We start from the raw sequence: 19,993 nt of genomic DNA on the forward strand, positions 1-19,993 counted from the left end.
GTCTGTTCGTTCATTCAGGATTTGCCGGGTGCGGCCGCCAGCACGCGGATGCGGCCGGCCATGCCGAGTTCGAAGTGGTCTTTCACGAGGCAGGCGAAATCGAAGTCGCCGGCGCGGTTGAAGGTCCAGACCATCTCGCCGGTCTTGCCCGCGGGCACGTGCACCATCCACGGGTCGTCGTGCTCCATGTCCGGGAATTTCTTCATCATGGCCGCGTGGTTCGCGATCTCCAGCTCGGTGCCCAGCACGAGCTCGTGCAACTCCTTGCCCTTGTTCTTCAGGCGCAGGCGGATGGTGTCGCCCTCGCGCACTTCGATGACCGAAGGCGTGAAGGTCATGTCGTCGGCCATCGCGATGTCGATGGTGCGGCGCACGGCGCTCGCCTTGCCCTCGATGCCCCAGGGCTTTTGTTCGGGAGCGAGCGTGGCGGCACCCTTCGGTTTCGGCGTGTGGTTTTCGTGGGCCTGCGATGTGGTTGCAGCGGCGGCGAGCGCGACGCACAGGGCGATGGATTTGAGGGTCTTGTTCATGCGATGAACTCCGGAATGAAAGTGGATGAGGTCAATGGTTGTGCGCGCCCGAAGGCTTGCGCACGGTGGCGTCGGTGTTGTTGCTGTTGTCCTGCGATGGCGCGTTGCGCGTGGTCGGTGGCACGGCGGCGCCGGGCACTTCGCGCGCGACCGTGCCGGCCGGGTGCTTGAACCAGCCCGGGTCCTTGTAGTCCCCCGGCTTCTGGTCGCGCCGCACCTTCAGGAGCGTGAACATGCCGCCCATCTCTGCCGAGCCGAACGGGCCTGCGCCGGTCATCATCGGCATCGTGTTGTCGGGAATGGGCATCTCCATGCCCCCCATATCGGCCATGCCCTTGTCGCCCATCACCATGTAGTCGGGCACGAGCTTCCTGATCTTCTCGGCCACGCCCTTGTGATCGACGCCGATCATGGTCGGCACCTCGTGGCCCATCGGCCCCATCGTGTGGTGCGCTTTGTGGCAGTGCAGCGACCAGTCGCCTTCCTCGTCGGCGATGAATTCCATCTGCCGCATCTGGCCGACCGCCACGTCCACCGACACCTCGGGCCAGCGCGCGGTGCGCGGCACGGGGCCGCCGTCGGTGCCGGTCACCTCGAACTCGTGGCCGTGGATGTGGATCGGGTGGTTGGTCATCGTGAGGTTGCCCACGCGGATGCGCACGCGGTCGCCGCGGCGCACATTGAGCGTGTCGATGCCCGGGAACACGCGGCTGTTGAAGCTCCAGATGTTGAAGTCGGTCATGGTGTTGACCTTGGGCGTGGCGCTGCCGGGCTCCACGTCGAAGCTGCCGAGCAGGAAGCAGAAGTCGCGCTGCACCGGCTCGATGAGCGGATGGCTCTCCTTCGGATGCGTGACCCAGAAGCCCATCATCCCCATCGCCATCTGCACCATCTCGTCGGCATGCGGGTGGTACATGAAGGTGCCGGGCCGGCGCGCGGTGAACTCGTAGACGAAGGTCTTGCCCGGCGGAATGTGCGGCTGCGTGATGCCGCCCACGCCGTCCATGCCGTTGGGCAGGCGCTGGCCGTGCCAGTGCACCGTCGTGTGCTCGGGCAGCCTGTTGGTCACGTAGATGCGCACGCGGTCGCCTTCGACCACCTCGATGGTCGGGCCCGGCGACTGGCCGTTGTAGCCCCACATGTTGACCTTGAAGCCGGGGGCCATCTCGCGCACGACGGGTTCGGCGACGAGATGGAACTCCTTGACGCCAGCGTTCATGCGCCACGGAAGCGTCCAGCCGTTGAGGGTGACGACAGGGTTGTAGGGGCGGCCGTTCGGGGGCGCGAGCGGTGGCGCGGTGGCTGTCGAGCTTTGCATCACCGGCTCGGGCAGCGCGGCCATCGCGACGCGGCTGACGGTGGTTGCGGCGACGGCCGTGGCAGCACCTGCGAAGAAGTTGCGGCGGTTCATGTCAGTGCCCTCCCGCCGCGGGTGCATCGCCGGCCGCAGCCGTCTGCAGCGCCGTCATGCCGCCGGGCGAACTGCCCGTGAGCGCGAGTTGCAGGTCGGTGTCGGCGAGCCAGAAATCGCGCTGCGCCTCGATGCCCGCGTTGACGACGAGCATGCTCGCGCGCGTTTCGCCGAGCAGTTCCCACACGCTCGCGAGCATGCCGTTGTAGCGCAGCACCATTTCCTCGTTGACCTTCTTGCGCAGCGGCAGCACTTCGTCGCGGTAGCGGCGCGCCAATGCGTACGACGTGTTCCAGCCTTGCCAGGCCTCGCGCGCCTCGCTCGCGGCCAGCACGCCGACATCGCGCACGCGGGCGGCCGACTGCATGTACTGCGCTTCTGCGCGGCCCGTGCGGGCCTGGCCCCAGTCGAACAGCGGCAGCGGCAGGTCCAGCTCGAAGCCGCGCTGTGTCGAGCGCGAGCGGTCGGCGTCGTTCTCGAACGTGGTGTTGCGCACCGCGCCGATCTCCATCGCGTTGATCACGCGGGTGGCACGCGTGAGGCCGAGCGAATCGGCCACCGCGGTGTTCTGCGCCTGCGCCGAACGCACGTCGAGCCGGTCGCGCAGCGCGCGCGCCTGCACGTCGCCGAGGTCGGGCGCGGACTGCGGCAGCGGAGGCAGGCGATCGGGCAGCGTGTGGCGGGTGCGCTCACCGCCGAGGCCGAGCAATCGATTGAGCTGCTCGCGCGTGGCGACGGCGGTCTGCTCGGCGCGCGCGAGCTGCGCCGACGCATCGGCCAGCAGCAGCTGTTCGCGCGTGCGCTGCAACGCGCTCCAGTTGCCGGCCTGCGCCATGCGGTGCGCGAGCTCGGCACCCGCTTCCGCGGCCTCCTTTGCATCGCGCAGGTACACCACGCTCTGCTGCGCCGACACCGCGCGCACCCACGCGCGGCGCGTGTCGGCGGCCAGCATCAGCACGCTCTGCGCAGCTTGCAGCTTGGCGGCCTCGTGCCGCTGTCCGGCCCACCGCGCCTGCCACGGCAGCGTGACGAGCCCGATCACGTTGAAGCTGAGCATCCGCTCGAACTCGCGCTCGCGCCCTTGCGCCAGGCGGCTGAACGAGAGCACCGGATTCGGCAGGCTCGCGGCCTGCACGCGGTCGGCGTCGCTCAGCTGCAGCGTGGCGAAGGCGTCCTGCACGCGCGGGCTGTTGAGGAGCGCGATGCGCACGGCCGCCTCGGCATCGAGCGGCTTGGCGAGCAGCGCATCGACGCGCTTCTGCGAGGCCTCGTCAGGCATGCGCTGTGCGGTGCTGCCCGCCATCAGCGGATTGCCTGCGACCAGCGCCTGCACGTCGGCCGAGCCGCCGTCGGGGGAAAGGCTGGCACATCCGGCCAGCGTCAGGGCGCTGGCGAATGCGGCGGCGCGCTGGAGCAGCGCGCTACGTCTTCGATAGCGAAGGGAGCCGGCGGTCTGCCGGCGAACAATGAGGTTAACGCTCGATCTCCATGAGCAATACGACCAACGCCGAGAGCCTCAGGGGCTCACTGCGGACGGACTACGGGCAGGGAGATCAGGAAATGGGCGGCTTCAGGCCCAGGACGGGCTCTGCGCTCGCGAAGCGGGCCGCGTGGGCCGCCGGTGGCGCTTGGGGCGCGCCGTGCACGATGTCGATGAGGGGTGTGCCGCCCAGCGCCACCGTGTGGCAGACCTGGCAGACGGTGCAGGTGCCGCAGCCCTGGTGGTCGGTGCCATGGTCGCTGCTGTTGCTGCTGCTGCCTTCGTCGTGGTGCGCCATGGTGGCCATGCCGCCGTCGGCTGCTTCCATGGCTTCATGGCAATGCGCGTCTGCCGCGACGGAGGCCGGGGTGGCCTCTTGTGCAACCAGCGATGCGGCCGGCAGCGCGTGCCGCACCATCTCCACCGCCATCGCATCGCCCAGCCAGCCGCGGATGGGCAGCAGGGCGATCATGAGGGCGAGCAGCAGGGTGCGCATGGGGCGGGATGATAAACCGGTGCCCTAAGACACCAACTGGCCGCGGGCCTTGTCGACCCACACCTGCAGGTTGTCCAGCAGGTCCTTCTGGCTGAAGGAGCAGCTCTCCTCGCTGAAGAGCGCGCTCGATTCGAGCCGGTCGAGCAGGTTCAGCAGCACCTCGCCGTAGCGCGGGGGCAGGGCACCGAGCAGTTCGGTGCTGGCGCGCGCTTCGTTCGACAGCGTGGAGACCGATCCGTCGCCACCGCCGAGCGCCGCGATGCGTGCGGCGATAGCGTCGAGCTGCTGCGCCGCGCTCATCCCGCCACCTTTGCGGAAGGCGGCATCGACAGCCCGCGATCGCGCATCAGGTCGCGCAGCACATCGGGGTAGTCGGTGATGAGGCCGTCCGCGCCCCAGTCCATCAGCCGCTGCATGTCGGCGCGCTGGTTCACGGTCCAGGGCAGCACCTTCATGCCGAGCTTCTGCGCCTCCTTGATGACGGCCGGCGTGAGGTCCGCATAGGCTGGCGACCAGATCACCGGCCCGGCGCTCTTGCCCGCGGCCGCCTGCACCAGCTGCGGCACCGAGGCGAAGCTGGCCGCATCGAGGCCCGCGGTCCAGCGGCTGTCCTTCAGCGTGCGCGGCGTGCTGAGGTAGGCGCGCGGCAGCTGCGGCGCGAGCTGGCCGACGAGCGCGAGCGTGCGCCAGTCGAAGCTCTGGATGGTCACGCGGTCGGCCATCCTGGCCTTGTCGATCTCGGCGAGCAGCGCGCGCACCATCGGCTCGGGCGCCGCGGTTTCGTCCGGCTTGCTCGGATCGATCTTGGTCTCGATGTTCAAGCGCACCGTGGCCGCGGCGGCACCGCGTGCCTGCACCAGCGCGAACAGCGCGGCGAGCGTCGGGATGCGTTCGCCATCGCGCGGCTGCTGCAATGCGAACTGCTTGCCGTAGTTGCTCATGGGGTTCAGGCGCCCGACGTCATAGGTCTGCAACTGCGCCAGCGTGAGCGAACGCACGGCCGCGCCGCTCTTGCCCGCGAGCCAGTTGCCGTTCGCATCGCGCGTGTGGTCGGGGTTGAGCGCGGTGTCGTGCGAGATCACGACCACGTTGTCGGACGTGAGCCCGATGTCCAACTCCAGCGTCGTCACGCCCAGGTCGATCGCGTTCGAGAATGCGGCCAGCGTGTTCTCCGGCGCGAGCCCGCGGCCACCGCGGTGAGCCTGCAGGTCGAAGTGCTGCTTCGCGGTGGGAACGATGGCGGCACAGCCCGCAACGAGCAGTGCGGCCACGAGCAGGGGGTATTTCATTTCAGCTGCACCTTGATGCCGTTTTCTTGCACGGTGATGTCACCGATCTCGTAGGTCTTTCGGCCCACGGTGAGTTCGTCGGCGGTAAAGCTGCGCAGCACCTGGCCCTGCAGCAGTTCCTGCGCGACCACCGCGCCGACCTTCTGCAGCCGCTCGGCATCGCGGCCTTCCACGCCCTGCAGTTCGAGGCGCTCGGACTTGGGGCGATCCAGCCGCAGCGTGCGCGTGGCCGCGTCGTAGCGCAGCGCACTGCTCATCGACACGACGCCCTGCACCGGCGAGGCCGCCAGGAGGGGGCTCGCGATCGTCAGCGTGGCAGTAAGGGCCGCGCGGTTGGTGGCGGCATCCAGCCCCAACTGCGGATCGCGCAGCCCGACCATAAAGATCTCGGCATAGCGCTCGGCCACCGGAAAGCGCTTGGCGATCATCGCCTGCAGCTCGTCGCGGCTCGCGGTGTATTCGCTGGTGAAGAAGTTGAAGCCGGCCAGCGCCGCGAACGGGGCCTGCAGGGCGGCCGTGCCGAGCAGGGCCTGCAGCATCCGGCGGCGGGAGGTGAGGGACGGAGGGCGGAGGTTCATAGGGGTTCCGAGCTTGCCACAGGCCGATGCGTTCCCGCCAGCGCCAAGGTGGCGCCACCGCCTGTCGGACAGTCAGCCGTCGATGCGCATTTCGTAGCGGGCGAAAGACCCGGTTTCCTTCTGGATGACGCTGTGCAGCGCGAAGCCGAAGCCTTCGTAGAGCGTGCGCAGCGCCTGCCGATCCGCCACGCAATCCAGGCGCAGGTACGGGCGGCCCAGGCTGCGGGCGTGTTCGCGCGCGAAGGTCAGCAGGGTGGCCGACACGCCCTTGCCGCCCCACGACCTGCGAACAGCCAGCTTGTGCACGAACGCCGAGCTGCCGGATTCGATCTCGGGCCAGAAGAAGGGATCTTCCATGTCGATCCGAACCACGCCGGCCACGTCTTCGTTTTCGCGTGCGATGAAGTAGCGCCCCGCATCGGTGTCGCGCTGCACGCGCTCGAGGCCAACGTCGGTTGCCGACCATAAAGGCCGCCCTTCGGTGGCGAGCCATTGAGCGGCTTCGTTCAGGACGGCGGCAACTGTGACCGCTTCGGCAGGGAGGGCTTGGTCGATGTGCATCGCCGGCGAGGATAGCGGACCGCGAAACCGTCAGAGCCATCGCTGACAGCCGCACACCAGCAGCGTGCCCAGTGCGCAGGGCGTCGGGTGCTCCCCGCAGCGAAATCAAGGAGGAGGGCGAAGCCCGGGGGACATTCGCGGAGGGGAGTACCCGGCGGCCTGTGCACCCACCCCCAACCAACAGCGCAAAAAATCAGTCGTGCAACGAAGAAAGAAACTGCTTCAACTCCGCAGTCTGCGGATTCCCGAACAGCTCCCCCGGCGCCCCCATCTCGTGCACCCGCCCCTGGTGCATGAAGATCACCCGGTCGCTCACCTTGCGCGCGAAGCTCATCTCGTGCGTCACCATCAGAAGCGTCATGCCTTCGTCGGCCAGCGACTCCACCACGCGAAGCACCTCGCCCACCAGCTCGGGGTCGAGCGCCGAGGTGATCTCGTCGCACAGCAGCACGGCCGGCTCCATCGCGAGCGCGCGGGCGATCGCCACGCGCTGCTGCTGGCCACCCGAGAGCTGGTCGGGCATCGCATCGAACTTCTCCGCAAGGCCCACGCGCTCGAGGAGCTTGCGCGCCTGCGAGGCGGCCTCCAACGACGAGCGCTTCTTCACCAGCGTAGGCGCGAGCATCACGTTCTTGCCCACCGTGAGGTGCGGAAAAAGATTGAAGCTCTGGAAGATCATCCCCACGCGCTGGCGCAGCTCGCGCATGGCCATTGCGCTCTCGTGCAGCAGCGGCTTGCTGTCCACCGTGAGCGAGCCTTCCTGGAACACCTCCAGCCCGTTGATGCAGCGAAGCAGCGTGCTCTTGCCCGAGCCGCTCTTGCCGATGATGGCGATCACCTCGCCGCGCTTCACATCCAGGTCGATGCCCTTCAATACCTCGTTGGTGCCGTAGGACTTGCGCAGCGCCGTGATGCGCACGATGGGCGCGGCGAAGGCGCTCGCGGATTCGGGTTTGGCTTGGTCAAGCACGGCGGCCATGGGTCTTCCTCTCGAGGTTCTTGGCGTACAGGCTCACGGGAAAGCACAGCACGAAGTAAAGCAGCGCCACGCAGCTGAACACCACGAAGGGTTTGAAGGTGGCGTTCGAAATCATGCTGCCGGCCTTGGTGAGTTCGACGAAGCCGATCACCGAGGCGAGTGCCGTGCCCTTGATCACCTGCACCAGAAAGCCGACCGTCGGCGCGATCGCGATCTTCACGGCCTGCGGCAGGATCACGTGGCGCATCTGCTCGCCGAAGCTCAGCGCGAGGCTACCGGATGCTTCCCACTGGCCCTTCGGGATCGAGGCCACGCAGCCGCGCCAGATCTCGGTGAGAAAGGCGCTGGTGTAGAGCGTGAGCGCCACGCTCGCCGCGGTCCACGCCGACACGTCGATGCCGAACAGCGCAATGCCGAAGTAGGCGAGAAACAACTGCATCAGCAGCGGCGTGCCCTGGAAGAGCTGCACGTAGAGGCCCACGGCCTTGCCCACGATCCTGCCGCCGCGCAGCCGCGCGAACAGCAGCAGGCCGCCCACGATGCCGCCGCCGATGAAGGCGATCAGCGAAAGCACGACAGTCCAGCGCAGCGCCATCAGCAGGTTGCGCACGATGTCCCACAAAGAAAAGTCACTCATGGCGATGGGTGTCCTTCAGTCATGCGTTCAGCGGCCGAAGAAGAACTTCGGCCCCGCCCAGTCGAGCAGCCGCCTGAGCGCCACCGAGAGCGCCAGATAGATCAGCGTCGCGATGATGAACGCCTCGAACGCGCGGAAGTTGCGGCTCTGGATCAGGTTGGCCGCGTAGCTCAGCTCCTCGGTGGAGATCTGCCCGCACACCGCCGAGCCCAGCATCACGATGATGATCTGGCTCACCATCGCGGGCCACACCTTCTTGAGCGCGGGCGGCAGCACCACGCGCAGAAACACCTGCGCCTTGCTGAGCGCGAGGCTCACGGCCGCTTCGATCTGCCCCTTGGGCGTGGCCTCGATGCCCGCGCGGATGATCTCGGTCGAATAGGCGCCCAGGTTCATCACCATCGCGATCACCGATGCCACCTCGGGCGAGAGCTTCACGCCCGCGGCCGGCAGCCCGAAGAAGATGAAGAACAGCTGCACGATGAAGGGCGTGTTGCGGATCAGCTCCACATACGTGCCCACGATGGCGCGCAGCCACACGGGCCCCCCGGCACGCGCCCATGCGCAGAACGTGCCCACGATCATGCCGAGCACGGTGCCGATGGCCGTGAGGCCGATGGTCCACGCCACGCCGCGCAGCAGCAGCGGCCATTCGGCGAGAACCGCTCCGAAGTCGAATTCGATGCCCATGGCCGCGTCGGCCGATCAGACGGGAAGATCGCCGGCTGCCTTGCCGAGCCACTTCTTGGACATGGCGTCCAGCGTGCCGTCTTTCCTGGCGGCGGCGATGATTTCGTTGACCTTGGTCTTCAAGGCGGTTTCGCCCTTGGCGACGCCCACGAAGCAGGGGCTGTCTTTCAGCAGCAGCTTGAACTCGGCGCTGACCTTCGGATTCTTGGCGAGCATGTCGCCGGCGACCGCCGCGCTGGTCGCAAGGGTCTGCGTCTGGCCGGCCACGAAGGCCGCGATGGTCGCGTTGTTGTCCTCGAAGCGGCGGTAGTCGACGTTCGGCGGCGCCACCTTGTTCAGCTCCTGGTCTTCCATCGCGCCGCGCGTCACGGCGACGGTCTTGCCGGCCATGTCGGAAAAGGCGGTGAGCTTCATGCTCTTGGCGGCGTACACGGCCTGGAAGAAGGGCGCATAAGCCGACGTGAATTCGATCACCTTCTCGCGCTCGGGGTTCTTGCCGAGCGTGGAGATCACGAGGTCGGCCTTGCGCGTCTGCAGGTACGGAATGCGGTTGGCGCTGGTGACGGGCACCAGCTCGATCTTCACGCCCAGCTTGGCGGCGATGAGCTCGGCCATCTCCACATCGAGACCCTGCGGCTTCATGTTCTTGTCGACCGAGCCATACGGCGGGTAGTCGGTGGGCACGGCGATCTTGATGGTCTTGGCCTTGAGCACGTTGTCCAGCGCGTTCTGGGCGTGGGCGCCGCCGGCCGTGGCCAGCAGGGCGACGGAAGCGAGCGCGAGGGCGAGGTGGCGTTTCGATGCAGAGAAAGTCATAGCAGGGCTCCTAGGTAAGTCGATGAATCGGTGTCGTCGGGGGATGACGCGGGCTTGCGGCGTTTGGGTTTGGCAGACGTGGCTGCCGTGTTGTGCAGCGGCGCGAGCGCATCGCGCAGCTGCGCGAGCGGATCGGTGGGCGCCTGCACGCGCAGTGCCGACTGCACCGTGCCGATGTGTTCGGCCATCAGCGCCTCGGCGCCGGCATGGTCGCCGCGCTCGAGCGCCGCGACGATCTGCACGTGGTCTTCGCACGACTGCACCGCGTCGTGCGTGCTCTGGTAGAGCATGGCGATCAGCGTGGTGCGCGCGGTGAAGTCGCGCAGCGTGTCGGCCAAGAGCGTGTTGCCCAGGCACTCGGCCAGGCACACATGGAAGTCGCCGAGCAAAAAGCTGCGGTTGCCGACGTCGCTCTCTTTCAGTGCGGCCTTTTCACGCTGCAGGTGCGCCTTCAGTTGGCGCAGGGCGGTCTTGTCGATCTTGCCGGTGCTGCCCGCGCTGCGGATGAGGCCCAGCTCGATCACGCGCCGCGCCTCGAAGGCTTCGCGCGCTTCTTCCTGCGAAGGCTCGATCACGAACCAGCCGCGCCGCGCGCTCACGGTGACGATGCCGCGCGCCGCCAGCCGGGTGAGGGCTTCGCGCACGATGGTGCGGCTGCAGTCGAAGAGCATGGCCAGCTGCTGCTCGCCCAGGCGCGCGCCCGGCGCGAGCTTCTGCGCCATCACCGCTTCGACGATGCGTGCACTGATTTCGGATGCGGATGTAGACATTCGCCTGCATACCAGCAGCTTTTGTGCCAACTGGTATGCAAGATGTGTGCACCGAAATGGACCGGCCGGTGCCGGCGCGCGCTCAGTCCATCCGCGCGCCCGAGGCCTTCACCGCCTTGTCCCAGCGCGGCGTTTCGGTCGCCAGGAAGCGCGCGAAGTCTTCGCTCCCGAGGTAAGCCGGGTCCGCGCCCTGGCTCACCATGCGCTCGCGCACCTCGGGGCTGGTCAGCACCTGCCTGAAGGCATCGCTCAGCTTGGCGACCACGTCTTTCGGCGTGTCCTTCGGCGCGAGGAAGCCATAGAAACCCACCACCTCGAAGCCCTTGACGCCCGACTCGATGACCGTCGGCACGTCGGGCAGCGCGGGGTTGCGCTCGCGACTGGTCACGGCCAGCGCGCGCACCTTGCCCTGCTTGTGATAGTTGGCGGCCTGCGGAATCGACTCGGCCATGAACTGCACCTGCCCGCCCATCAAATCGGTGAAGGCCGGCGCGCTGCCGCGGTAGGGGATGTGCACCATGAAGATGCCGGTCGCGGTCTTGAACATCTCGGGCACGAGGTGGCTGATGCCGCCGTTGCCGGCCGAGCCGTAGTTGACCTGGCCGGGCCGCGCCTTGGCGTAGTCGATGAATTGCTTGAGGTTCTGCACCGGCAGCTTGGGCGTGACCAGCAGCGCGAGCGGCTGCATGGCCGTGCGCGCGATCGGCACGAAGTCGCGCTGCGTGTTGTAGGGCAGCTTGCTGTAGAGCGCGCCGTTGATCACCGCCACGCCGGTGTTGGCCAGCATCAGCGTGTAGCCGTCGGCCGGACTCTTGGCGACCGCGTCCGCGCCCACCGAGCCGCCCGCGCCGGGCTTGTAGTCGACGATCAGCGGCTGGCCGAGCACGGCCTGCAGCTTGTCGGTCAAAAGGCGCGCATGCTGGTCGAGCGGGCCGCCGGCGGGGAAGCCGATGACCACCTTGATCGGCTTGTCGGGGTAGGCGGCGATGGCCGACGTGCCGAATGCGCCAAGAGCAAAGGAAAGGGCCGCCAGCGCGGCCCGGTTGGGCTTGTTCATGATCCGTCTCCTTGTTGTGGAGACGATCATAAGCAGCGCGCTCAAGCCGCCAGCGTGGCCTTCAGCGTGATCTCGGGCACGCTCGCGAGCGCCTTCGACAGCGGGCAGCCGGCCTTGGCGGCGGCCGCGATTTCCTGGAACTTGGCTTCGTCCAGGTTCGGCACGGCCGCGTCGAGCTCTAGCTGGATGCGGTCGATCTTGAAGCCCGGGCCGTCCTTGGCCAGCCGCACGGCAGCCTTGGTGTCGATGCGCGTCGCTGTCAGGCCCGCTGCTTCCAGCGCGAAGGCGAAGGCCATCGTGAAGCAGGCCGCATGGGCCGCGCCGACGATCTCCTCGGGGTTGGTGCCGCGCTTGTCGTCCTCGAAGCGGCTCGCGAAGCCGTAGGGGTAGTCCTTGAGGGCGCCGGTCTCGGTGCTGACCTGGCCTTTGCCGGTCTTGCCGGCGCCTTCCCAGTGAACGCTTGCGTGCTTGTCTGCTGCCATGGAAATTCCTTCGGTCGGGTGGGTGGATGGATTGCTCGGAGGGAGAGCCTCAGGTATCGCTCCGAAAGCCGCGCCTGTCTGTAGTCGCAGGGCGCATCGCGCCTCCCCCATCGCGCCGGGGGCGCGCGGGTCAACCGCCGTGCACGCCGGCCGTGCTGCGCTTGAGTTGCCCCCGCACTTCGCCCGCCGGCCACGCGCGGGTCGACACGCTCACGTACCAGAGGCCGGCCATGAGATCGGCCATCTGGGCCTGCGTCAGCGTGCTGGTGCCGGTCAGCTCGTAGCCGGCGTCGGGGCCCGTGCTGTGCTGCACGCCCTGGCTGTGCGGCGGCAACTGGATCGCCAGCGGGCCGTTGCTGCCCCTGGCCGCAGGGCCGTAGAAGCCCGCGCGCGTGGCCGGTCCGCTCAGGCGCGCGTAGTTCACGCGCCATTTGAAGACGCCGGTGGCCAGCGTCAGCGTGCCGAACATGGAGCCGCCCGCGTTGCCGGCGTGGCGCGGCACCACGTCCTCGGTGCCGAGCCAGCAGTCGATCGGCACCCACTCCGGCGGATCGCGCGGCACGGCGGCCGTGTCGTCCGGCAATCCGATCCCCGAGACCAGCGCGCAGCCCGAGGCGGCCAGCGCGCCCCCCAGGAGGATGGACCGTCGCCGGAATGTTTTTCGCAAGAGTTCGCGCATGAAGGAGGGGTCAGGCTGCGGGCGCACGGCCCGGGGCCCGCACGATAGCCGATGCCGGGGCATACGAAAAAAGGGCGTCGCCAAGGTGACGGTCCGGGGGCTTCCCCGATGGGAGGCGCGTGCCGGGCCGCTTAGGCTGGCGTGCCTTTGTCTTTTCCCCGCTTCGGGTCCTTTTCCCCGCCTGTTCTCTTCCCCGCCTGTTCTCACCATGCAACAACGCCCGCATTACAAGTTCTGGCCCAAACGCCTGCCGCATTCGCTCACCGTTCCCGCCACGTCGCTGTGGCACAACCTCTCGGTCTCCGCCGCCCGCTATCCCGACAAGGCCGCGCTCGTGTTCTTCGGCCGGGTGATGAGCTACCGCGAACTCGCCGAGCAGGTCGAGCGGCTGGCCGGCACGCTGCATGCGCTGGGCGTGCAGCGTGGCGACCGCGTGGTGCTGAACATGCAGAACTGCCCGCAACTCGTCGTCGCGCACTTCGCGATCCTGCGGGCCAATGCGGTGGTGGTGCCGGTCAATCCGATGAACCGCGCCGAGGAGCTCAAGCACTACATCGTCGACCCCGACGCCAAGGTGGCGCTCACCACCGGCGACCTCGCGGCCGAACTGGCCAAGGCCAGCGACGCGCTGCCGGCCGAGCAGCGGCTCGCGCACATGATCGTGACCCAGTTCACCGACGCCTTCGACGCCGATGTTTCCGGCGACGACGCCCCGGCCCCCGCCTGGACCGCCTGGCTCACCACCCGCCACCCGCTGCCCGCGCTGGCCGGCGGCCAGGTGACGGCATGGACCGACGCGCTCGAAGCCGGCCACCCGGCGCCCGCGCACGTGGTGGGCGCCAACGACATGGCGCTCCTGCCCTACACGAGCGGCACCACGGGTCTGCCCAAGGGCTGCGTGCACCACCATTCGAGCCTGATGCACAACGCCGTCTCGGGCCAGCTCTGGGGCCATGCGACGTCGGAAGCGGTGGTGCTGGCCGTGGTGCCCATGTTCCACATCACCGGCGTGGTGAGCATGCTGCAGACCTCGATCCTCGCGGCGGCCACGCTGGTCATCATGCCGCGCTGGGACCGCGACGTGGCCGGCCGGCTCATCTCGCGCTGGAAGGTCACGAGCTGGACGAACATTCCGACCATGGTCATCGACCTCATGGCCAGCCCCAACTTCGCAAGCTACGACCTCTCCAGCATCACCCACATCGGCGGCGGCGGCGCGGCGATGCCGCAGGCGGTGGCGCAGCGCCTGTTCGAGCAGTACGGCCTGAAGTACCAGGAGGGCTACGGCCTCACCGAAACCGCCGCGCCCTCGCACACCAACCCGTCGGAAAACCCCAAGCAGCAGTGCCTGGGCATCCCCTTCATGAGCACCGACGCGCGCGTGGTCGACCCCGACACACTGGTGGAAATGCCCATCGGCGAATCGGGCGAAATCATCATCCACGGCCCCGAGGTGTTCCAGGGCTACTGGAAGCGCCCCGACGCCACGCGGGCGGCCTTCGTGGAGTTCGAGGGCAAGCGCTTCTTCCGCTCGGGCGACATGGGCCGCATGGACGAGGACGGCTACTTCTTCATGACCGATCGCCTCAAACGCATGATCAACGCGAGCGGCTTCAAGGTGTGGCCCGCCGAGGTCGAGCTCCTGATGTTCCGCCACCCCGCGATCCAGGAAGCCTGTGTCATCTCGACCAAGGACGACTACCGCGGCGAATCGGTCAAGGCCGTGGTGGTGCTGCGCCCGACGCACAAGGACACGACCGAGCAGGACATCATCGACTGGTGCCGCGAGAACATGGCCGTCTACAAGATCCCGCGCAAGGTGCAGTTCGTGGAGGCGCTGCCCAAGAGCGGCAGCGGCAAGGTGATGTGGCGGTTGTTGCAGGAAGACGAAAACAAATGATTCGGCCGGATGGCGCGGGCGCTTCGCGTCGAGAATCTTTCCCCTCTCTCTTCTTCTCGCAACGCGTCCGTTCCATTCCTGCATGCGCTTTTTTCGACCGACTTTCCTTCTCTCCGTTTTCCTCTCCCTCCCCCTGCTGGCGCAAGCCGCGCCCCGCACCTGCCTCGTCGTTGGCGTGACCGACGGCGACACGCTCACCGCGCGCTGCGGGCACGTCGGGTCTTACGAACAGGTCAAGGTGCGCATCGCCGCCATCGACGCGCCTGAAAAAAGCAGCCCTACGGCCAACGCAGCCGGCAGGCGCTCAGCCGCCTCTGCTACGCCGAGAAGGCGGTCATCACCGAGCGCGACACCGACCGCTACGGCCGCACCGTGGCCGACGTGTCGTGCAACGGCGAGGACGTCGGCGGCCGCATGGTGTCCGAGGGCTGGGCCTGGGTGTACGACTACAACAAGATCGCGACCAAGCGCGGCGGCGGGCTCTTCAAGCTGCAGGACAGCGCGCGCTCGCGGCACTTGGGGCTGTGGGCCGATGCGAAGCCGGTGGCGCCGTGGGACTGGCGAAAGCAACAGCGTGAGTCGCGCGAGCCGCGCGAGTCGCATTGGGGGGCGGGCTTCTTCTGAGGCCTGTTCCGTTCGGGGCGCTTTGTTCGGGGCGGCACTCGCGCCGACGGTGGGCTCTGTTTCGCGAATGTCCCCCGGCCTGCGGCCTCCTCCTTGATTTCGCGAAACAGAGCCCACCATCAGCGCGAGCGCTTCAGAGCGGTCGTTGATCGGCGGTTCACCCAGAGCGTGCCCCCGTGCGCAGGGCATCGGGTGCTCCCCGCAGCGAAATCAAGGAGGAGGGCGAAGCCCGGGGGACATTCGCGGAGGGGAGTACCCGGTGGCCTGTGCACGCCGCATCACGACAAACGATGGCGGCGTGATCGGGACCTGAGGCCGAAAGGGGCGGCGGCGTTCAGCAGGCGCCGCTGCTCCAGCACCGCAGCGAGGGCATGAACAGCCCCACGACGAAGGTGATCGCGCAGAACACCAGCAGGATCAGCGCCGCCATGCGCAGGCCCTCGGCGCTCCAGCGCGGTGCGAAGTTGCTGATGAAGCCCGAGGCCCACGAACCCTCGAGCCGCTCCGCACCGCCCCAGCGCAGCACCCAGACGAGAAACAGCGCCTCGATGGCGTGAATGGCGATCCACCAGATCATCGACATGGCCCCGGCTCCTGTTTCAGGATTCGCTCTTGCCCTGCACGTCGGCCACCACGCGCGCGTTGCGCTGGAAGCTCCAGTACGCGCCGGCCCAGTCCATCATCACGACCACGCGGTTGCGAAAGCCGATGAGGAAGTACGCGTGCGCGAACAGCCAGAAGAGCCACGCGAGGCGGCCGCTGAAGCGCAGCGGGCCGAAGGGCGTGCCCAGGTCCACCACCGCCGAGTTGCGGCCGATGGTGGCGAGGTTGCCGTAGTCCGCATAGCGGAACGGCACGGTCGGCTGGCCGGCGATGCGGCGCAGGATGTTCGATGCCGCGGCGCGGCCCATCTGCTTGGCGCCGGGCGACACGCCGGGCACCGGCTTGGGCGGCTTGCCGGGCGCGTGGCTCATGGCGGCCGCGAGGTCGCCCACCACGCTGATCTCGGGGTGGCCCGCGAGACTCAGGTCGGGCTCGACCTTGATGCGGCCCGCGCGGTCGCATTCGACGCCGGTGGCCGTGCCCAGCATGCGGCCCAGCGGCGATGCCGCGACGCCCGCGGCCCAGACCACGCAGCTGCTATCGATTCGGTAGCTCGCGACCGGGGCGCCGTCCGCGCCGCCGCCGGTCTGCACTTCGAGGCCGGTGGCGTCGATGGCGGTGACGCGCGCATTCAGCCGCACTTCGACGCCGAGCTTTTCCAGCTGTTCGAGCGCCTTCTGGCTCAAGCTTTCGGGCATGGCCTGCAGCACGCGCGGGCCGCCTTCGACCAGCAGCACCTGCGAGCTGCTGGGGTCGATGTGGCGGAACTCGCCCGAGAGCGTGTGCTTGGCGATTTCGGCCAGCGTGCCGGCCATCTCCACGCCCGTCGGGCCGGCGCCGATCACCACGAAGGTGAGCAGGGCGCGGCGGCGGTCGGGGTCGGTGGTGGTCTCGGCGGTCTCGAACGACAGCAGCACGCGACGGCGGATCTCGAAGGCGTCGGCCAGCGTCTTCAGGCCCGGCGCGACGGGCGCCCACTCGTCGTGGCCGAAGTAGCTGTGCGTGGCGCCGGCGGCGACGATCAGGTGGTCGTAGGGCACGGCGGTGCCGCTGGCCAGCTGCACCGTGCGGCCGGCCGGATCGATGGCGCTCACTTCGCCCAGCAGCGTGGTGATGTTCGGTTGCTTGCGAAAGAGCGAGCGCACCGGCGCCGCGATGGAGGGCGCGGCGAGCCCGGCGGTGGCCACCTGGTAGAGCAGGGGCTGGAACAGGTGGTGGTTGGTCTTGTCGATCACGGTCACATCGACATCGGCGCGCTGCAGCTTGCGGGCCGCCTCGAGTCCACCGAATCCGCAGCCGACGATGACGACGCTGGGCCGGGCAGGCCCGCTCGAGGAGGTGTTCGTTTGCATCGAACGGATGATACGCAGCCGCCCTGCACGCCCTCCCATCTTGTGCCACAGTGGCTGCCCGTCGAATTTCCGGCGGCGGCCCTGCGGCGTTTTGTCCTACGGACGGCGCCGACCCGGATGGGCTAAAACTTGCTGCTGACCCGACTGGAGACCCCATGACGCTTTCCCGGCCGATCACACAGGCGGCGAGCGCACTGCGCGACAGATTCCGCGACGTGCGCGCCACGACCCTGGCCCTGGCCGCCCCGCTTTCCGCCGAAGACCAGTGCATCCAGTCGATGCCCGATGCGAGCCCGACCAAGTGGCATCTGGCGCACACGACGTGGTTCTTCGAGACGGTGCTTCTGCAACCGCATGCACAGGGCTACCAGCCTTTCGACACGCGATTTCATTACCTCTTCAATTCGTACTACGAGGCGCTCGGCCCGCGGCATCCGCGCCCGCAGCGCGGGCTGCTCACGCGGCCTTCGGTCGATGAGGTGCATGCGTACCGGCGGCATGTGGACGAGGCGGTGCTCGCGCTGCTCGAAGGCGGCGTCGACGAGCAGGACTGGGCGGCGATCGAGCCCATCGTCACGCTCGGGCTGAATCACGAGCAGCAGCACCAGGAGCTGCTGCTCACCGACATTCTGCATGCGCTGTCGTGCAATCCGCTGCTGCCTGCGTACAAGGCAGCAAGCGGTCCTGCATTGCGCCTGGCTGCTGTGCCTTCCCCGGTGCGCTGGCTCTCGCAGCACGGCGGCATCGCCGAGGTGGGGCATGCAGGGCAGGACTTTTCTTTCGACAACGAGACGCCGCGCCACAAGGCGCTGCTGCAGCCGTATGCGATTGCGGACCGATTGGTGAACTGCGGCGACTATGCGCAGTTCATCGCCGATGGCGGCTATCAGCGTGCGGAGCTGTGGCTCTCCGATGGCTGGGCCGCGGTGCAGGCCAATGGCTGGCGCCATCCGGCGTACTGGCTCGCGGCCGACGATCCGCGCCTGGACCTCGGAACGCAGCAGCAAGGCACGGCCGAATGGCATGTGTTCGGCCTGCATGGCGTGCGGCCGATGGAGGCCGATGCGCCGGTGGCGCAACTGAGTTTCTATGAAGCCGCTGCATATGCCGAATGGGCCGGCGCACGGCTGCCGACCGAGTTCGAATGGGAGGCCGCGTTCGAGGCGCCCGGCATCACGCAGATGACCGGCCATGTCTGGCAATGGACGCGTTCCTCGTACGACCCGTACCCCGGCTTTCGTCCGATGCCCGGGATCGCAGCCGAATACAACGGCAAGTTCATGGTGGGGCAACTGGTGCTGCGCGGCGGCAGCGTGGCCACGCCGGCCGGGCATGCGCGGCCCAGTTATCGCAACTTTTTTCCGCCGGCAGCGCGCTGGCAATTCTCGGGGCTGCGGCTCGCGAAAGACCTTTGATCATGCGCAATCCAACTTCTTCTTCGTCGCTCTCTTCCTTCGTGGCCTCGAAGTCGGCGAAGACGCCCCGCTCGCCGGCGGCCGTCGTGCCGCTGTCCGAATTCGGACGGGAGATGCAGGCGGGCCTGGCGCGCACGCCGCGCAGCATTTCGCCCAAGTTCTTCTACGACGTGGCGGGCTCGCAGCTGTTCGACCGCATCTGCGACCTGCCCGAGTACTACCCGACGCGCACCGAACTGCGCATCCTCGGCGAATGCGCGGGCGAGATCGCCGAGCAGGTCGGACCGAACGCCGAGATCGTGGAGTTCGGCGCAGGGTCGCTCACGAAGGTGCGGCTGCTGCTCGATGCGCTCGAGTCGCCCAAGCGCTATCTGCCGATCGACATTTCGGGCGAGCACCTCGAGGCGGCGGCGGAGCGGTTGAAGGCGGACTATCCGGCGCTTGTCGTGCAGCCCATTGCCGCGGACTACACGATGCCTCTGGTGCTGCCTGCGCCCCTGGCTGGCGCGGGGCGGCGTGTGGGGTTCTTTCCGGGCTCGACCATCGGGAATTTCGAGCCTGAGGAGGCGCTGGCTTTTCTACAGCTGGCGGCGCGGATGCTGCGGGGCGGCGGGCTCTTGATTGGCGTCGATCTGGTGAAGGCGCCGGAGCGGTTGCATGCGGCTTACAACGATGCGCAAGGGGTGACTGCGGACTTCAATCTGAATCTGTTGCGTCGTGCGAATACCGAACTGGATGCGAACTTCGATCTGGATGGGTTCGCGCATGCGGCGTTCTACAACGCGCCTCGGCAGCGGATCGAGATGCATCTGGTGAGCCGCAAGGCCCAGAGCGTTTCCTTGAATGGGGAACAGTTTGGGTTCGAGGAGGGCGAGACCATTCATACGGAGTACTCGCACAAGTTCACTGTGGATGGGCTTCGGGCGCTGGCTGTGCGGGCCGGGTTTCGGCCGGGGGCTGTGTGGACGGATCCGGAGAAGCTCTTCAGTGTTCACTGGCTGGCTGCTTAGGTTTCTTCCGAGGCCGGGTCTCGCCCCGGCGGGCGACTCACTTTCTTTTGCTTCGCCAAAAGAAAGTAAGCAAAGAAAAGGCGACCCCGCTGTCTGCGACCCCTTCGCTGCGCTACGGGGCAACCTGCGGTGCTCGCGTTTCGCGGGGTCTCGCCGAACTCGCTGCGCTCAGACAGCGGCGAGCCCTGATCCGCGAAACGCTGCGCTCCTCGGCGCAGCCAGAGGGGGGTGGATACCGAACGGGCCATCGCTTCGCTCGGCTTGCAGTCGGGCCTTCGCTTCGCTCGGCCACTGTGCCCCCACTCTGCCTTCCGTCGGGAGGAAGGGAGAAGGACAAGACATGTGACATCGGGCCTCATGCATTTCTCTTCCCCTCCCGGGGGAAGGCTGGGATGGGGGCAGACGGCGCTCGCTACACAGCCGCGCCTCATCAAGCGCCGCGTGCCCCCACCCCAACCCTCCCCCCGGAAGGGGAGGAAGCCAATCCAAGCCGAGCGAAGCAAAGGCCCGTGAGGTGTCCAGGCGCCGAGCGCAGCGATGGCCCGCTGGTTCCCAAATCCCTTCTGTCTGCGCCGAGGAGCGGAGCGTTTCGCGGATCAGGGCTCGCCCTTGTTTGAGCGAAGCGAGTTTGGGC

21 protein-coding genes and 1 pseudogene are annotated in these 19,993 nt (G+C 67.8%); 4 read left to right on the plus strand and 18 right to left on the minus strand.

Annotation, left to right across the window (positions count from 1 at the left end; all coding sequences use genetic code 11):
• Positions 1 to 14 precede the first annotated feature (14 nt).
• The 16 genes from ACZYRS_RS11645 to ACZYRS_RS11720 form a co-directional block, all read right to left on the minus strand.
• A complete protein-coding gene (locus ACZYRS_RS11645) occupies positions 15 to 530 on the minus strand; it encodes a cupredoxin domain-containing protein (RefSeq protein ID WP_463419391.1) in 516 nt (171 codons plus the stop codon).
• Between the two features lie 31 nt (positions 531 to 561).
• Positions 562 to 1,941: a multicopper oxidase family protein gene (locus tag ACZYRS_RS11650; RefSeq protein ID WP_463419392.1), complete on the minus strand. Its 1,380-nt coding sequence runs from the start codon at positions 1,939 to 1,941 to the stop codon at positions 562 to 564.
• Position 1,942: 1 nt separating this feature from the next.
• Entirely contained in the window at positions 1,943 to 3,274 is a 1,332-nt protein-coding gene (locus ACZYRS_RS11655; RefSeq protein ID WP_463419393.1) for a TolC family protein, read from the minus strand.
• A 220-nt stretch (positions 3,275 to 3,494) separates the two neighbouring features.
• A complete protein-coding gene (locus ACZYRS_RS11660) occupies positions 3,495 to 3,917 on the minus strand; it encodes a hypothetical protein (protein ID WP_463419394.1) in 423 nt (140 codons plus the stop codon).
• A gap of 24 nt (positions 3,918 to 3,941) precedes the next feature.
• Positions 3,942 to 4,217: a hypothetical protein gene (locus tag ACZYRS_RS11665; protein ID WP_463419395.1), complete on the minus strand. Its 276-nt coding sequence runs from the start codon at positions 4,215 to 4,217 to the stop codon at positions 3,942 to 3,944.
• Positions 4,214 to 5,206 carry a glycerophosphodiester phosphodiesterase gene (locus ACZYRS_RS11670; protein WP_463419396.1) on the minus strand — a complete coding sequence of 331 codons (993 nt, stop codon included), beginning with the start codon at positions 5,204 to 5,206 and terminating at the stop codon, positions 4,214 to 4,216. Before ACZYRS_RS11670 ends, ACZYRS_RS11665 begins: the two co-directional genes overlap by 4 nt.
• Positions 5,203 to 5,784 (minus strand): YceB family lipoprotein, encoded by a 582-nt coding sequence (locus tag ACZYRS_RS11675; RefSeq protein ID WP_198787205.1) that lies wholly within the window; start codon positions 5,782 to 5,784, stop codon positions 5,203 to 5,205. The genes ACZYRS_RS11670 and ACZYRS_RS11675 overlap by 4 nt, the downstream gene beginning before the upstream one ends.
• Positions 5,785 to 5,856: 72 nt before the next feature.
• Positions 5,857 to 6,345 carry a GNAT family N-acetyltransferase gene (locus ACZYRS_RS11680; protein ID WP_463419397.1) on the minus strand — a complete coding sequence of 163 codons (489 nt, stop codon included), beginning with the start codon at positions 6,343 to 6,345 and terminating at the stop codon, positions 5,857 to 5,859.
• 193 nt (positions 6,346 to 6,538) lie between these two features.
• Complete coding sequence (locus tag ACZYRS_RS11685; protein ID WP_463419398.1) at positions 6,539 to 7,324, minus strand: amino acid ABC transporter ATP-binding protein; 786 nt, start codon at positions 7,322 to 7,324, stop codon at positions 6,539 to 6,541.
• On the minus strand, positions 7,308 to 7,961 hold the full coding sequence (locus tag ACZYRS_RS11690) for an amino acid ABC transporter permease (RefSeq protein ID WP_463419399.1): 654 nt from the start codon (positions 7,959 to 7,961) through the stop codon (positions 7,308 to 7,310). The genes ACZYRS_RS11685 and ACZYRS_RS11690 overlap by 17 nt, the downstream gene beginning before the upstream one ends.
• Positions 7,962 to 7,988: 27 nt before the next feature.
• Entirely contained in the window at positions 7,989 to 8,651 is a 663-nt protein-coding gene (locus ACZYRS_RS11695; protein WP_198787207.1) for an amino acid ABC transporter permease, read from the minus strand.
• Positions 8,652 to 8,666: 15 nt separating this feature from the next.
• A complete protein-coding gene (locus ACZYRS_RS11700; protein ID WP_463419400.1) occupies positions 8,667 to 9,467 on the minus strand; it encodes a transporter substrate-binding domain-containing protein in 801 nt (266 codons plus the stop codon).
• Entirely contained in the window at positions 9,464 to 10,237 is a 774-nt protein-coding gene (locus tag ACZYRS_RS11705; RefSeq protein ID WP_463419401.1) for a GntR family transcriptional regulator, read from the minus strand. The genes ACZYRS_RS11700 and ACZYRS_RS11705 overlap by 4 nt, the downstream gene beginning before the upstream one ends.
• 82 nt (positions 10,238 to 10,319) lie before the next feature.
• Positions 10,320 to 11,294, minus strand: coding sequence for a Bug family tripartite tricarboxylate transporter substrate binding protein (locus ACZYRS_RS11710; protein ID WP_463419402.1), 975 nt, complete (start codon positions 11,292 to 11,294; stop codon positions 10,320 to 10,322).
• Between the two features lie 41 nt (positions 11,295 to 11,335).
• Positions 11,336 to 11,776 carry an OsmC family protein gene (locus tag ACZYRS_RS11715; RefSeq protein WP_463419403.1) on the minus strand — a complete coding sequence of 147 codons (441 nt, stop codon included), beginning with the start codon at positions 11,774 to 11,776 and terminating at the stop codon, positions 11,336 to 11,338.
• 130 nt (positions 11,777 to 11,906) lie between these two features.
• Positions 11,907 to 12,455, minus strand: coding sequence for a CHRD domain-containing protein (locus tag ACZYRS_RS11720; protein WP_463419404.1), 549 nt, complete (start codon positions 12,453 to 12,455; stop codon positions 11,907 to 11,909).
• Between the two features lie 208 nt (positions 12,456 to 12,663).
• Between ACZYRS_RS11720 and ACZYRS_RS11725 the strand changes: the two genes are divergently transcribed.
• Positions 12,664 to 14,355: a long-chain fatty acid--CoA ligase gene (locus ACZYRS_RS11725; RefSeq protein ID WP_463419405.1), complete on the plus strand. Its 1,692-nt coding sequence runs from the start codon at positions 12,664 to 12,666 to the stop codon at positions 14,353 to 14,355.
• 82 nt (positions 14,356 to 14,437) lie between these two features.
• Positions 14,438 to 14,979 (plus strand): annotated as a pseudogene (locus tag ACZYRS_RS11730) (thermonuclease family protein).
• 334 nt (positions 14,980 to 15,313) lie between these two features.
• Here the strand turns inward: ACZYRS_RS11730 and ACZYRS_RS11735 are convergent.
• Together ACZYRS_RS11735 and ACZYRS_RS11740 are read right to left on the minus strand one after the other, a co-directional pair.
• Positions 15,314 to 15,562: a hypothetical protein gene (locus tag ACZYRS_RS11735; protein ID WP_463419406.1), complete on the minus strand. Its 249-nt coding sequence runs from the start codon at positions 15,560 to 15,562 to the stop codon at positions 15,314 to 15,316.
• A gap of 16 nt (positions 15,563 to 15,578) precedes the next feature.
• On the minus strand, positions 15,579 to 16,934 hold the full coding sequence (locus ACZYRS_RS11740) for an NAD(P)/FAD-dependent oxidoreductase (protein ID WP_463419407.1): 1,356 nt from the start codon (positions 16,932 to 16,934) through the stop codon (positions 15,579 to 15,581).
• Between the two features lie 155 nt (positions 16,935 to 17,089).
• On the opposite strand from ACZYRS_RS11740, the gene egtB reads away from it, so the two are divergent.
• Positions 17,090 to 18,349, plus strand: a complete 1,260-nt coding sequence (egtB, locus tag ACZYRS_RS11745; protein ID WP_463419408.1) for an ergothioneine biosynthesis protein EgtB — start codon at positions 17,090 to 17,092, stop codon at positions 18,347 to 18,349.
• A 113-nt stretch (positions 18,350 to 18,462) separates the two neighbouring features.
• Entirely contained in the window at positions 18,463 to 19,359 is an 897-nt protein-coding gene (egtD, locus tag ACZYRS_RS11750; RefSeq protein ID WP_463422479.1) for an L-histidine N(alpha)-methyltransferase, read from the plus strand.
• Positions 19,360 to 19,993 lie beyond the last annotated feature (634 nt).

The organism is Variovorax sp. AC194, assembly GCF_979257995.1.

Bases quoted from the DNA above. Each gene is read 5' to 3' on its own strand.
- ACZYRS_RS11710 (WP_463419402.1), bottom strand. From the start codon at position 11,294: ATGAACAAGCCCAACCGGGCCGCGCTGGCGGCCCTTTCCTTTGCTCTT.
- ACZYRS_RS11715 (WP_463419403.1), bottom strand. From the start codon at position 11,776: ATGGCAGCAGACAAGCACGCAAGCGTTCACTGGGAAGGCGCCGGCAAG.
- egtB (WP_463419408.1), top strand. From the start codon at position 17,090: ATGACGCTTTCCCGGCCGATCACACAGGCGGCGAGCGCACTGCGCGAC.
- ACZYRS_RS11670 (WP_463419396.1), bottom strand. From the start codon at position 5,206: ATGAAATACCCCCTGCTCGTGGCCGCACTGCTCGTTGCGGGCTGTGCC.
- ACZYRS_RS11665 (WP_463419395.1), bottom strand. From the start codon at position 4,217: ATGAGCGCGGCGCAGCAGCTCGACGCTATCGCCGCACGCATCGCGGCG.
- ACZYRS_RS11645 (WP_463419391.1), bottom strand. From the start codon at position 530: ATGAACAAGACCCTCAAATCCATCGCCCTGTGCGTCGCGCTCGCCGCC.
- ACZYRS_RS11700 (WP_463419400.1), bottom strand. From the start codon at position 9,467: ATGACTTTCTCTGCATCGAAACGCCACCTCGCCCTCGCGCTCGCTTCC.
- ACZYRS_RS11690 (WP_463419399.1), bottom strand. From the start codon at position 7,961: ATGAGTGACTTTTCTTTGTGGGACATCGTGCGCAACCTGCTGATGGCG.
- ACZYRS_RS11725 (WP_463419405.1), top strand. From the start codon at position 12,664: ATGCAACAACGCCCGCATTACAAGTTCTGGCCCAAACGCCTGCCGCAT.
- ACZYRS_RS11705 (WP_463419401.1), bottom strand. From the start codon at position 10,237: ATGTCTACATCCGCATCCGAAATCAGTGCACGCATCGTCGAAGCGGTG.
- ACZYRS_RS11685 (WP_463419398.1), bottom strand. From the start codon at position 7,324: ATGGCCGCCGTGCTTGACCAAGCCAAACCCGAATCCGCGAGCGCCTTC.
- ACZYRS_RS11735 (WP_463419406.1), bottom strand. From the start codon at position 15,562: ATGTCGATGATCTGGTGGATCGCCATTCACGCCATCGAGGCGCTGTTT.
- ACZYRS_RS11660 (WP_463419394.1), bottom strand. From the start codon at position 3,917: ATGCGCACCCTGCTGCTCGCCCTCATGATCGCCCTGCTGCCCATCCGC.
- ACZYRS_RS11740 (WP_463419407.1), bottom strand. From the start codon at position 16,934: ATGCAAACGAACACCTCCTCGAGCGGGCCTGCCCGGCCCAGCGTCGTC.
- ACZYRS_RS11675 (WP_198787205.1), bottom strand. From the start codon at position 5,784: ATGAACCTCCGCCCTCCGTCCCTCACCTCCCGCCGCCGGATGCTGCAG.
- ACZYRS_RS11680 (WP_463419397.1), bottom strand. From the start codon at position 6,345: ATGCACATCGACCAAGCCCTCCCTGCCGAAGCGGTCACAGTTGCCGCC.
- ACZYRS_RS11720 (WP_463419404.1), bottom strand. From the start codon at position 12,455: ATGCGCGAACTCTTGCGAAAAACATTCCGGCGACGGTCCATCCTCCTG.
- egtD (WP_463422479.1), top strand. From the start codon at position 18,463: ATGCAGGCGGGCCTGGCGCGCACGCCGCGCAGCATTTCGCCCAAGTTC.
- ACZYRS_RS11695 (WP_198787207.1), bottom strand. From the start codon at position 8,651: ATGGGCATCGAATTCGACTTCGGAGCGGTTCTCGCCGAATGGCCGCTG.
- ACZYRS_RS11650 (WP_463419392.1), bottom strand. From the start codon at position 1,941: ATGAACCGCCGCAACTTCTTCGCAGGTGCTGCCACGGCCGTCGCCGCA.